We start from the raw sequence: 11500 nt of genomic DNA, 5'->3' as shown, positions 1-11500 counted from the left end.
TTCTCAGCGTATCTCGGCCATGTCGTCGCCGGTGTGCAGCGCCACCTGCTCGGGGTCGATCAGGTCGGCCACGGCCTCGAAGGCCGCGACGATCGTCTCCTGCTCGGCGGCGCTGAGCTCCGCGAAGCCCTTCCTGAACGCCTTGTTGAACAGCGGCGGCGCGTCTGAGAGCACCTGCGCGCCCTTCTCGGTGAGCGCGGTGTGGACGATGCGCCGGTCGACGGCGCTGCGCCGCCGGGTCACCAGCCCGCGCGCCTCCAGCTTGTCCAGCACTGTCACCGTCGTTGCCGCGCTCAGGTCGGCGTGGCGGGACAAGGCGACGGTCGTCACCTCGCCGAGATCGCGGATCGCCTGCAGGATGACGATCTGCGGGATGGTCAGGCCGGTCTCGCGCGAGACCTTCTTGGAGCGCATGTCGATCGCCCGCACGATGCGCCTGATCGACTTCATCACCCTGCCGGCCTCGCCCGCGGTCGGATCGCCTCCCACCCGATCGCCTACCGGCCGGTCGGCTCGCATCGGGTCGGCACCCTGCGGGTCGACTCCCATCCGGTCGCTCCCGTTCGCATCGTTGCGCGGAACGTTCGTTCCGCTCGTCGGTTGTCGTTCTGTCATCGCGGGGCAATCGTTACAACAAAAACGATTTGACATCAAATAATTTCTGCTCTAAACAAAAGTCCGATCCGGCGCCCAGATCCCGCGCCGTCCGGTGCGCGCTCCCGGCGCGACGACGGCAGGGCCACGGCACAGCGACGGAACGGGGACAGCACGGTGACGACACCGTTGCGACAGGTGTGCCAAAAGGAGTGTGAGAGCAGGCATGTGTGGGATAGCCGGGGAGATCCGCTTCGACGGAAGCTTCGCCGACACCGGTGCGGTGTCGCGGATGACGCAGGCGTTGAGCCCCCGCGGCCCAGACGGCAGCGGCGTGATCGCGCAGGGGCCGGTCGCCTTCGGCCACCGCCGCCTGAAGATCATCGACCTGTCGAACAAGGCCGGCCAGCCGATGGTCGATCCCGAGCTGGGCCTCACCATCGTCTTCAACGGCTGCATCTATAACTACCCGGAACTGCGCGCGGAGCTTGAGAAAAAGGGCTACCGGTTCTTCTCGCACGGCGACACGGAGGTGATCCTCAAGGCCTACCACGCCTGGGGCGAGGCCTGCGTCGAGCGGTTCCACGGGATGTTCGCCTTCGCCATCGTCGAGCGCGACAGCGGCACCGTCGTCGTCGCCCGCGACCGCTTCGGCATCAAGCCGCTGTACTACGCCGAGACGGGCAGGACGCTGCGCTTCGCCTCCTCGCTGCCCGCCCTGCTGGCCGGCGGCGACGTCGACACCTCGATCGACCGGTGGGCGCTCCACAACTACATGAGTTTCCACGCTGTGGTGCCGCCGCCGCGCACCATCCTCAACGGCGTGCGCAAGCTGCCGCCGGCGACCATCCGGCGCATCGGTCCCGACGGCACCTCGAAGGACCGCATCTACTGGCAGCCGCCCTACGAGCGCCGCCCCGAGGACAGCGGTGTGACCCGCGAGGAATGGCGCGACCGGGTGCTCGACGCCCTCCGCACCGCCGTGCGCCGGCGCATGGTCGCCGACGTGCCGGTCGGGGTTCTCTTGTCCGGCGGCGTCGATTCCAGCGTCATCGTCGGCCTGCTGGCCGAGGAGGGCCAGAAGGACCTGATGACCTTCTCGATCGGCTTCGAGGAGGCCAACGGCGAGAAGGGCGACGAGTTCGTCTACTCCGACCTGATCGCCAAGCGGTTCGAGACCGACCACCACCAGATCTTCGTGCCGGCCGCCGACCTGATCGGGGCGCTGCCTGACACGATCCACGCCATGTCCGAGCCGATGGTCTCCTACGACAATATCGGCTTTTTCCTGCTCAGCCGCGAGGTCTCCAAACACATCAAGGTCGTGCAGTCCGGCCAGGGCGCCGACGAGGTGTTCGGCGGCTATCACTGGTACCCGCCGCTGGCCAGCTCGAACGACGTGGTCTCGGACTACGCCAAGGTGTTCTTCGACCGCAGCCACGAGGTGCTGTGCACGCAGCTCGGCGAACACTGGATCTGCCCCGACGACGCCAGCCGGGAACTGGTTTCCGAGCACCTGATGCGCGATGGAGCGGCCACCCCCGTCGACCGGGCACTAAGGCTCGATTCGCAGGTCATGCTGGTCGACGACCCGGTGAAGCGGGTCGACAACATGACGATGGCCTGGGGGCTCGAAGCGCGCGTTCCCTTCCTCGACCATGAGCTGGTGGAGCTGGCGGCGACCATTCCGCCGGACTTCAAGCTGGCGGAGAACGGCAAGGGCGTCCTCAAGGACGCCGCGCGCCTGGTGGTGCCGAGCGAGGTGATCGACCGCAAGAAGGGCTACTTCCCGGTACCGCAGCTCAAGTACATCGAAGGCCCGTACCTGGACCTCGTGCGCGATGCGCTCACCAGCCAGGCGGCCCGCGAGCGCGGACTGTTCCGCGAGGACTACCTGGACCGGCTCTTCACCGATCCCACCGAGCACATCACCCCGCTGCGCGGATCGGAACTGTGGCAGGTCGCGCTGCTGGAGATGTGGCTGCAATCCCACGATATCTGAAGGTTGATCATGGCCGACGACAAGCGACGTGACGCCAATCCGGAGCGCGACGCGAAGCCACGCGACCACAAGGGCCGCGACGGCAAGGGCCGCGGTGCCTATTCCGAGCGGCTGAAGCGGATGCGCGAGCATGGCCTTAAGCCGCCGATCGCGCCGCACGGCACCGAAGAGACCCGGCACAACGTCGCGCTGGACTGCGGCTGGGGCCGCCTGATCTTCGCGCAGACCTTTCCCGATCTCGAGAAACTCGCCGAGACGCTGCGGGCCGAACAGCCCGATCGGCGCGACATTGCCTTCTACGTGCGGGATCCGCACGTGCTGCTGGCAAGCGGTCCGCAGGACATGTTCCTGGATCCGTCGCATACGTTCCGGCTCAACCTGGCAACCTACCGGCCCTCGCCGCGCTCGCCGCAGGGATTCTTCGTGCGCCGCCTGACCTCGCAGTCGGATGCGGAGGCGATCAACCGCATCTACGCATCGCGCGGCATGGTGACGATCCCGCCGGAATTCTATTGGGCCCAGCGCGATGCCCGGTCGATCTCCTTCTTCGTCGCCGAGGACGACGTGACCGGCGACATCCTCGGCACCGTCATGGGCATCGACCACATGCGCGCCTTCGAAGATCCCGAGCACGGCTCCTCGCTGTGGTGCCTTGCCGTCGATCCCCAGGCCCGACAGCCCGGCGTCGGCGAGGCGCTGGTGCGCCGGCTCGCCGAGCATTTCGCGGCGCGCGGCGCGGCCACCCTCGACCTGTCGGTGCTGCACGACAACGAACTGGCGATCGCACTCTACGAGAAGCTCGGCTTCGAGCGGGTCCCGTTCTTCACGGTGAAGCGCAAGAATCCGATAAACGAGACGCTGTTCATCGGGACCGACATCGACACGAAGCTGAACCCCTACGCGATGATCATCGTCAAGGAGGCCCGCAGGCGCGGCATCCACGTCGAGGTGACCGACGCCGAAGGCGGCTTCTTCCGGTTGTCCTATGGCGGCCGGTCGATCCATTGCCGCGAAAGCCTCACCGAGCTCACCTCGGCGGTGGCGATGTCGATCTGCGACGACAAGGCGGTCACGCGACGCGTCGTCGAGGCCGCCGGCGTCCGCGTTCCGGAGCAGATCTCCGCAGCCGCGAACCGTGACGAGATCTCGGCGTTCCTGGACCGTCACGGCCAGGTCGTGGTCAAGCCGGCGCGCGGCGAACAGGGTCGCGGGATCGCCGTCGGCCTGTCGACCATGGAAGATATCGACCGGGCCGTCGAAGCGGCCACACAGGTCTCCGACACCGTGCTGCTCGAGCAATGCGTCGAGGGGCGCGACCTGCGGCTCATCGTGATCAACTACCGGCTCGTCGCCGCCGCGATCCGTCGCCCGGCCTATGTCGTCGGAGACGGCAGGCGTACGGTCCGCGAACTGATCGAGGTCCAGAGCCGTCGCCGCTCGGCGGCCACCGGCGGCGAATCCAGCATTCCCGTGGATGGTGAAACGGAGCGCACTGTGCGCGCCGGCGGCCGCGACATGGACACCGTGCTGTCCGATGGCGAGGAACTGCAGGTGCGCCGGACCGCCAACCTGCACACCGGCGGCACGATCCACGACGTGACCGACACCGTCCACCCGGAACTGGTTGCCGCGGCGGTCAAGGCGGCACGGGCGATCGAGATCCCGGTCGTCGGCATCGACTTCATGGTTCGCTCGACGAGCGGACCCGACTATGCCTTCATCGAGGCAAACGAGCGCCCGGGCCTTGCCAACCACGAGCCGCAGCCGACGGCGGAGCGCTTCGTCGACCTGCTGTTTCCGCTGTCGCTGCCGGCAGGTGTGCGCCAGGCCGTGGAGAACGCCGACCAGAAGAAGAGCCGGACACAAAGCCTGAGGGAAGCCAGGGAATGACGCGACTGACCATCGATTCGGAGTATCTCATGGACACCCTGGAGCGGCTGTTCGAGATCCCGAGTCCGACCGGCTACACCGACACGATCGTCCGTTTCGTCTCCTCCGAGATAGAGACGCTCGGACTGCCTGTGGAGATGACGCGGCGCGGCGCGATCCGCGCGATCCGCCCCGGCAAGACCGAGCGCGGCGCACGCGCCATCGTCTCGCACGTCGATACCCTCGGCGCACAGGTCAAGGGCCTGAAGGACAACGGCCGGCTGTCGCTGGTGCCGATCGGTCACTGGTCGGCACGCTTCGCAGAGGGCGCGCGGGCCAACGTCTTCACCGAAAAGGGCGGATATCGGGGCACGATCCTGCCGCTGAAGGCCTCCGGCCACACCTTCAACGACGAAGTCGACAACATGCCTGTGGGCTGGGACTACGTGGAGATGCGTGTCGACGCCCTCGCCCGCGACAAGAACGATCTGGTTCGCCTCGGCGTGGACGTCGGCGACATCGTCGCCATCGATCCTATGCCCGAGTTCCTGGACAACGGCTTCATCGTATCCCGGCATCTCGACAACAAGGCCGGCGTCGCGGTCATGCTGGCCGCACTCAAGGCGATGCAGGAAAAGAAGTCGAAGACGCCCGTCGACATCCACTGGCTGTTCACGATCGCCGAGGAAGTCGGGCACGGCGCCTCCGCGATCCTGACGCACGACATCGCCTCGATGGTCTCGGTCGACAACGGGACCACGGCGCCTGGTCAGAATTCGGATGAGTTCGGCGTCACCATCGCCATGGCCGACCAGACGGGTCCTTTCGACTACCATCTGACGAAAAAGCTGGTCGAACTTTGCCGGGAGAACGACATCCGCTACCAGAAGGACGTGTTCCGGTATTACCGCTCGGATTCCGCCAGCGCGATCGAGGCCGGCGCGGACGCGCGGACGGCCCTCATCACCTTCGGCGTCGATGCATCACACGGATACGAGCGCATTCACATGCACGCGCTCAGATCGCTCGCCGAGCTGATCACGGCCTATGCGGCGAGCCCGGTCATGATCAAACGGGACTTCGAGGAAACCGCGGACAGGACGGGCTTCACGCGCCAGTCGACGCGCAAGGCACGCCAACGGCTGTCGCCGAATGTCTCGGGCCAGATGCTGAAATCCGACTGAGGTAGCCGGGGCGGTCCGCGCGGATCGCCCCGGCTGCCACGTCTATTTGAAGTCCGAAGAGATGTTCTGGTACGTCTGCGACCATTGCTTCGGATCGATGTGGACGACCTTGCCGTCCGCTGCCGCCAGCGCCGACTTCAGGTCGACGACGCGGAGGTTCTGGTCGTCGTAGGTCTTCACGGTCCAGGTTCCGTTGGTCATGTCCGCAACCGACGTCCACTGCGTGTAGTCGGGCGCCGGCTTGCCGTTGTCCTCGCCCCGCACGGCGCCGTACGGAATGTCGAAGTTGTTGAGGATGTGGAAGGTCTGGTCCAGCACCTCGGCCCCCGTATCGACCGGCATCGCCGACTTGGAGAACACCGCGGCCCGCACGAAGCGCGAGGGCGGCGTGAAGTCGCCCGGAAGGCCGTGCATCCCGGCGCCCTGGCCCGCCGCCTCGAGTTGGACACCGTCCAGCTTGACCGGCGGGACGTTGACGACGGACAGGTTTATGAAGTTGGACAGGTTGGTCATGTGCCAGTCGTAGGTCGGCGAATTCGTGATGACGCCGAGCGGAGCATCGAAAACCTTCAGGGTCTTGTCGGTCGGCTCGATCACCAGTGCGTTGCCGGACTTGTCGATGACCCGGACGTGCATCGGGATGACTTCGCCCATCTGCTCGAACGTGGCGGCCACCAGCACGACGTCGTCGTAGTGCGCCTTCACCTCGTCGACCGAGGAGAAGTTGGCGAGCAGCCACGTCGCAAACTGCTGCGGCGCCAGCGCCTTGGCGCTGTTTTCCTCGCTCAGGTCGGGGTAGCTCGCATAGCCCGGGAAGTAGAACAGGCCGACGGAGAGGCCCTGCTCGTTGAGCCCGTCGACGAAGTCGGTCGACTGGTAGGCCGTCATGCCGGTGATGCCGTACTTGGTCTTGTAGGTGAGGCCGGTCGATCCGGCCGGCAGTTCTGCCGAGATCTCCGTTCCCGCCGGGACGGTCGTAACGTACCAGTCGATCGGTGCACCGAACTCAAGAGTGCGGCCGGCGACCTGGGTGCCGTCCTTGGCGGAGAGCTGGATTCCGGTGCAGGCATTGGCAACCGGCGCGAAGACCATCGATCCGGCAACCAGGATCGCGGTAACTGAACGTATCATGGAACACTCCCTGTTCGATTGGGTGCGCCGGGATCGGCGTTGCGGGATGATGCCGACCCGGTCGCTGTGGCAAGGTCGTCCCTGATCGCTTCGACCGGCGAGTACAGAGAGCCCACGGACTTAAGGTCAAGCCGCCTTAAATCCTGGTAAAGGCGGCAAAATGCGCAGCGGCCGGTTTCGCTGGCCCAACCACGATGGCCTGGGCGACTCCCGGACAGTCAGGCGACTAATCCCTAGAAGCGCGGATCCGCAAGCCTAACTAAGTCGATTAACCATCACTGCAGATCACGATGCAAGACGGTTCTTCAGCACGTAGGCAGCCATCTCCCGGATGCTGTCCTCCGGATCGATGAACTCGATCCCGAGCAGCTGCCGTGCCCGCGCAGCGCTGATCGCGTCGCGGCGACCGAGATTCGGGACGAGCGACCGCAGCGTGCCGTCGAACAGGCCGAGAAACCGGATCAGTGCGTCCGGCGCCGTGCGGGTGACGATCTTCCTGTCCGGATAGGCCTCCTTCACGACGCGCGCCATGTCGGCGTACCAGAAGAACCGACCCGCCCCGATGATGCGCTTGCCGAACGTTTCGGTGCGGTCCAGCGCCCGCACGTGCATGGTCGCGACGTCGCGAACGTCGACGAGGGCGAAACCGAGCCGCGGCACCATCGGATCCTTCGCCCGCAGGATCCGCTGAATGACCATCAGCGAGGTTCCGGACCGGCCGCCGAGGGGAGGCCCCAGCACGAATCCCGGATTGATCACGGTCAGCGCGATCTTCGGCCCGTCCCGCCGGACGAATTCCCAGGCGGCCCGTTCCGCCATCGTCTTCGACTTCACATAGGGCGAGGCACGCGGGCCGCCCGGATCGCTCCAGTCGCGCTCGTCGTAAGCGTCGCGTCCGGGCCCGAGGTCGGTATTGATCACCGCCGCCACCGAGGACGTCAGCACGACGCGGCCGATGCCCGCCCGGCGCGCAGCCTGCAGTGCGCGCAGCGTCCCGTCGACCGCGGGCCGGATCACATCGTCCTCGTGGTCGGGGCGCCTGAAGGGGAACGGCGACGCGGTATGGATCAGGGCGTCGCAGCCCGTCGCAGCCCCGTCCCAGCCGTCGTCACGCAGCAGGTCGAGTTGCACGAATGTCAGTCGCGCGTCGATATCGGCGGCATCGGAGAGATGCGGCCGGATCGCCGCGATGACCTCGCTGCCCTGCTCCAGGGTCCGCACGGAGCCGCGGACGCGATAGCCCTCCTCGAGCAGGCGCAATGCGACATGACGGGCGATGAAGCCCGACGCCCCGGTAAGGAAGACCGTCCCGCGATGTTGCATCGGCGCTCCAGATCGACAGCGGCTCATCCTATCCCAGTTCGTGCCGCGAGCGAGCCCTGGTTGGGCCGACGGGGTCGGACCCACGGGACGCGCCCGGCAAAAGGCGTGCGATAGCGACGGCTCGGCATTGCCATGGGGTCCGCCTCGGTGCCATTAACGAAGTCCCCCGATTCACCCGCATTCTGGTGAGGTACGGATGCTTTGGGATTTTTCGGTTGCGACGACGATTTCGGCATTGGTCCGGACCTGGCCGTTCATCATCGCGCGCATGATCGTCTACGGCGCCATTTCGCTCGCCTATGTCTTCGTCACCGGCATCGGCGCCACCGTCGGCTGGGGCGTAGGCGCCCTGGGGACCGACGATTTCCAGGCAGGCGCCACGGTCGTCGGCGGGATAGCCGGGTTCGCGATAGTCTCGGCCTTCCTCTATTTCATCCGCGAATGGATCCTCTACATGGTCAAGGCCGGCCATATCGCCATGCTCGTCGAGGTCCTCGACGGCGGCAATCCGCCGGGCGGCATGGCACAGGTCGGCGCGGCGCGGGCCATCGTGCAGGCCCGCTTCGCCGAGGCGAACGTGCTGTTCGTCATCGACCAGCTCGTCAAGGGCGTGATCCGCGTCGTCGCCGGCATCGTCGATTTCGTCGCCGCCATCCTGCCGGTGCCGGGGCTCGAGGGCCTTGCCCGCTTCGTCCGGGCGGTGGTGCGCGTGGCGATCGGATTCGTCGACGAGGTGATCCTCGCCCACAATATCCAGGTGCGATCGGAAAACCCGTACGCGACCGCCCAGGATGCGCTGGTCCTCTACGCCCAGAACGCGGTGTGGATCCTGAAGAACGCGGTCTGGCTCGCGGCGATGGTCTGGGGACTTGCCTTCGTCATGTTCCTGATCTTCCTGGCGCCGGCCGCCGCCGTCGTCTACCTGCTGCCCGGCACGATTTCCGGTTTCGGCTTCGTCTTCGCGATCATCTTCGCGCTATGCCTGAAGGCCGCGGTTCTGGAGCCGTTCGCGATCGCCTCGCTGATGCAGGTCTATTTCCGGGCCACCGAGGGCCAGACGCCCCGCCAGGACTGGCGCGCGCACCTCGAAGAGGTCTCCGGGCAGTTCCGCGAACTCGGCGAGAAGGCGCGCGACTTCGTCCGCACCCCGGATTTCGGCCGGAGCGACGGGGGACCCGGGACCCATCCCGACCATCCCACTCAGGCCCCGCCACCGCCGGCGCCCCCGCCGGTCTGAGCGACCGCGATCCGCTATCTACACCGGCACCAGCGATCTCGCCGAAGGCTCCATCGGCCGCGTCTCGAAGCCGAGGGCGGCGAGACTGTCGGACACCGCCCGTTCGAACGAGGTTGTCGGAATGTCGCCCAGCGCCATTTCGAGCTTGGCGCCATCGAGCCGGTGCGGCACGTGCCACAGATAGGCCATCTCGCTGATTTCCCGCCAGTCCCGCACGAACGGAGCCCCCAGGCGGACGACCCACCAGGGCATCCGGTTGCTGCGGACCGGCCGGCCGAGCGCCGCCTCGAAGGCTGCCGCCATGTCCTCGCCGGTGACCGTGTGGCCGGGGAAATGGAAGGCTTCGAAGGCGTCGAACTCTCCGCGCCGTCTGGCCAGCGCCTCGAAGGTCGCGGCAAGGTCGGGCAGGTACGCCCAGGCGTGCGGGACGTTCAGCGGCCCGGGGTAGGTCATCCGGCCGCTGCTCAGGTGCTCGGCGACGACGAGGTCGAACCAGCTGCCGCGCCCGGTGCCGCCGTAGAGGTCGCCTGCGCGCAGCACGATCGTGCGCACGCCGTGCACGTCGGCGGCTTCCCTGAAGCGTCGTTCGGCCTCCACCCGAATGCTGCCCTTGCGGGTCGAGGGCCGCTGCGCCGTCATCTCGCTGAGCAGCTCCGGCATTGGCCAGCCGTAGTTGTAGACATTGCCGGGAAACAGGTGGACGGCGCCGCTCGTGCGCGCGGCTGCGATCACCGCCTCGGCGATTTCCAGCACCGCCGGGTCCCAGTTCCGGTAGGCCGGGTTGGCGGCGTTCACTATGACATCTGCGCCGTCCGCCGCGGCGATCATGTCATGGGCAGACCTGGCGTCCCCACCCGTCACGTCCACCGTGGCGGGGAGGACCGCATCGCCGCCCGCACCGCCGTGCCGCACAAGCCCGCGGACACGCCACCCCCGGCGCGCGAACTCGCCGGCGACGACACGGCCGAATCGGCCGTGTGCACCGACAACCAGGGCCGTGGGGGTATTCGCCAGGTATTCCATGGTATTGCTCCTCTCTGCGAGAGCAGCCGCTGCGGGCACCCTCGGATTCAGAAATGGGCGCACCGGGAAAACTTTGGAATTGAGCAGAATTGACTTGGCGGTATTCAGTTATGAATGACGCCCACCATATGTTGCGGTGCGCGATGCGCGCGGGGGCATGCTCAGAGGACTTTCGGCATGTACAGCAGTCTCGACTGGAGCCGCGTACCGTCGTTCCTGGCGACCGCCGAGGAGGGGAGCCTGTCCGGGGCGGCGCGCGTCCTCGGCATCAGCCAGCCGACGGTCGGGCGGCACATCGCGGAGCTCGAGGCCTCCCTCGGCGTGCGCCTGTTCGATCGGACCTCCGCCGGACTGCGCATCACCGAAGTCGGACTGTCGCTGGTAGAGCATGCGCAGGCGATGCGCGACCGGGCCGAGAGCCTGCGGCGGGTCGCCGAAGGTCGCGCCGAAGCGATCGAAGGCTCGGTCCGGATCACCGCAAGCGAAATGGTCGCGGTCTATGTCCTGCCCGGCATCCTCGCGGACCTTCACATCGCGGAGCCCCGCATCAAGATCGACGTGGTGGCCAGCATGACGCCGGAGAACCTGCTGCTGCGCGAAGCCGACATCGCGTTGAGGATGTTCCGGCCCGAACAGAACGACGTCATCACCCGGCTCGTCGCGGAAATGGGCATCGGCCTGTTCGCCCACCCCGACTATCTTGCCCGGCGCGGACGGCCGGATACCGTCGCCGGCCTTTCGGAGCACTCGCTGATCGGCTTCGACCGCATCGACGTCATCATCCGCGGCTTCCGCCGAGTGGGGGTCGAGATCGACCGCGACGTCTTCGCCTACCGTTGCGATTCGCAGGCTGCGGGGTGGGAAATGGTCAGGCGCGGCTTCGGCGTCGGCATCGGCCCGATCTTCCTCGGCCAGCGCGACGGTCTGGTTCAGCTGTTTCCGGAACTCCGCAACGAGACGCTGGACCTGCCGATCTGGCTGACCGCCCACCGGGACCTGCGCCATTCGCGCCGCATCCGCTTCGTCTACGACTTTCTCGCCGACCGGTTGTCGTCGCTGAAGCTGAGCGCGACCCGGTGCGTTGATCCGGGCAGGGCGATTTCCGCGTAGACAGGCCGTCAACAGGCGCAACGACAG

The 11500-nt window shown here is 66.8% G+C and carries 9 protein-coding genes; 5 read left to right on the top strand and 4 right to left on the bottom strand.

The features are described from left to right. Nucleotides 1–3: 3 nt before the first annotated feature. Nucleotides 4–549, bottom strand: coding sequence for a MarR family winged helix-turn-helix transcriptional regulator (locus tag V3328_RS01920; RefSeq protein WP_340327951.1), 546 nt, complete (start codon nucleotides 547–549; stop codon nucleotides 4–6). 271 nt (nucleotides 550–820) lie between these two features. Between V3328_RS01920 and V3328_RS01915 the strand changes: the two genes are divergently transcribed. The 3 genes from V3328_RS01915 to V3328_RS01905 all read left to right on the top strand — a co-directional run bounded on the left by V3328_RS01915 (nucleotide 821) and on the right by V3328_RS01905 (nucleotide 5649). Further along, nucleotides 821–2596: an N-acetylglutaminylglutamine amidotransferase gene (locus V3328_RS01915; protein ID WP_340327950.1), complete on the top strand. Its 1776-nt coding sequence runs from the start codon at nucleotides 821–823 to the stop codon at nucleotides 2594–2596. Nucleotides 2597–2716: 120 nt separating this feature from the next. After that, nucleotides 2717–4486 carry an N-acetylglutaminylglutamine synthetase gene (gene ngg / locus V3328_RS01910; protein WP_340328257.1) on the top strand — a complete coding sequence of 590 codons (1770 nt, stop codon included), beginning with the start codon at nucleotides 2717–2719 and terminating at the stop codon, nucleotides 4484–4486. Beyond that, nucleotides 4483–5649, top strand: coding sequence for an osmoprotectant NAGGN system M42 family peptidase (locus V3328_RS01905; RefSeq protein WP_340327949.1), 1167 nt, complete (start codon nucleotides 4483–4485; stop codon nucleotides 5647–5649). Before ngg ends, V3328_RS01905 begins: the two co-directional genes overlap by 4 nt. A 42-nt stretch (nucleotides 5650–5691) precedes the next feature. Here the strand turns inward: V3328_RS01905 and V3328_RS01900 are convergent, their stop codons facing one another. Together V3328_RS01900 and V3328_RS01895 are read right to left on the bottom strand one after the other, a co-directional pair. Then, a complete protein-coding gene (locus V3328_RS01900; protein WP_340327948.1) occupies nucleotides 5692–6780 on the bottom strand; it encodes a linear amide C-N hydrolase in 1089 nt (362 codons plus the stop codon). Nucleotides 6781–7065: 285 nt separating this feature from the next. Then, nucleotides 7066–8103, bottom strand: coding sequence for an SDR family oxidoreductase (locus V3328_RS01895; RefSeq protein ID WP_340327947.1), 1038 nt, complete (start codon nucleotides 8101–8103; stop codon nucleotides 7066–7068). Between the two features lie 196 nt (nucleotides 8104–8299). Here V3328_RS01895 and V3328_RS01890 point away from each other — a divergent pair, with 196 nt between their 5' ends. Next, entirely contained in the window at nucleotides 8300–9340 is a 1041-nt protein-coding gene (locus tag V3328_RS01890; protein WP_340327946.1) for a hypothetical protein, read from the top strand. 18 nt (nucleotides 9341–9358) lie between these two features. Here the strand turns inward: V3328_RS01890 and V3328_RS01885 are convergent, their stop codons facing one another. Beyond that, nucleotides 9359–10363 carry an NAD-dependent epimerase/dehydratase family protein gene (locus V3328_RS01885; protein ID WP_340327945.1) on the bottom strand — a complete coding sequence of 335 codons (1005 nt, stop codon included), beginning with the start codon at nucleotides 10361–10363 and terminating at the stop codon, nucleotides 9359–9361. Between the two features lie 177 nt (nucleotides 10364–10540). On the opposite strand from V3328_RS01885, the gene V3328_RS01880 reads away from it, so the two are divergent. After that, nucleotides 10541–11473 carry a LysR family transcriptional regulator gene (locus V3328_RS01880; RefSeq protein ID WP_340327944.1) on the top strand — a complete coding sequence of 311 codons (933 nt, stop codon included), beginning with the start codon at nucleotides 10541–10543 and terminating at the stop codon, nucleotides 11471–11473. The last annotated feature ends 27 nt before the right edge of the window (nucleotides 11474–11500 follow it).

Source organism: Microbaculum marinum (assembly GCF_037855135.1).
In the GTDB taxonomy this organism is placed as follows: domain Bacteria; phylum Pseudomonadota; class Alphaproteobacteria; order Rhizobiales; family Tepidamorphaceae; genus Microbaculum; species Microbaculum marinum.
This window is presented reverse-complemented; position numbering and strand designations above follow the sequence as displayed.

Coding starts and splice junctions, on each gene's coding strand:
- V3328_RS01890 (WP_340327946.1), top strand. CDS start 8,300: ATGCTTTGGGATTTTTCGGTTGCGACGACGATTTCGGCATTGGTCCGG.
- V3328_RS01905 (WP_340327949.1), top strand. CDS start 4,483: ATGACGCGACTGACCATCGATTCGGAGTATCTCATGGACACCCTGGAG.
- V3328_RS01895 (WP_340327947.1), bottom strand. CDS start 8,103: ATGCAACATCGCGGGACGGTCTTCCTTACCGGGGCGTCGGGCTTCATC.
- V3328_RS01880 (WP_340327944.1), top strand. CDS start 10,541: ATGTACAGCAGTCTCGACTGGAGCCGCGTACCGTCGTTCCTGGCGACC.
- ngg (WP_340328257.1), top strand. CDS start 2,717: ATGCGCGAGCATGGCCTTAAGCCGCCGATCGCGCCGCACGGCACCGAA.
- V3328_RS01900 (WP_340327948.1), bottom strand. CDS start 6,780: ATGATACGTTCAGTTACCGCGATCCTGGTTGCCGGATCGATGGTCTTC.
- V3328_RS01920 (WP_340327951.1), bottom strand. CDS start 549: ATGGGAGTCGACCCGCAGGGTGCCGACCCGATGCGAGCCGACCGGCCG.
- V3328_RS01885 (WP_340327945.1), bottom strand. CDS start 10,363: ATGGAATACCTGGCGAATACCCCCACGGCCCTGGTTGTCGGTGCACAC.
- V3328_RS01915 (WP_340327950.1), top strand. CDS start 821: ATGTGTGGGATAGCCGGGGAGATCCGCTTCGACGGAAGCTTCGCCGAC.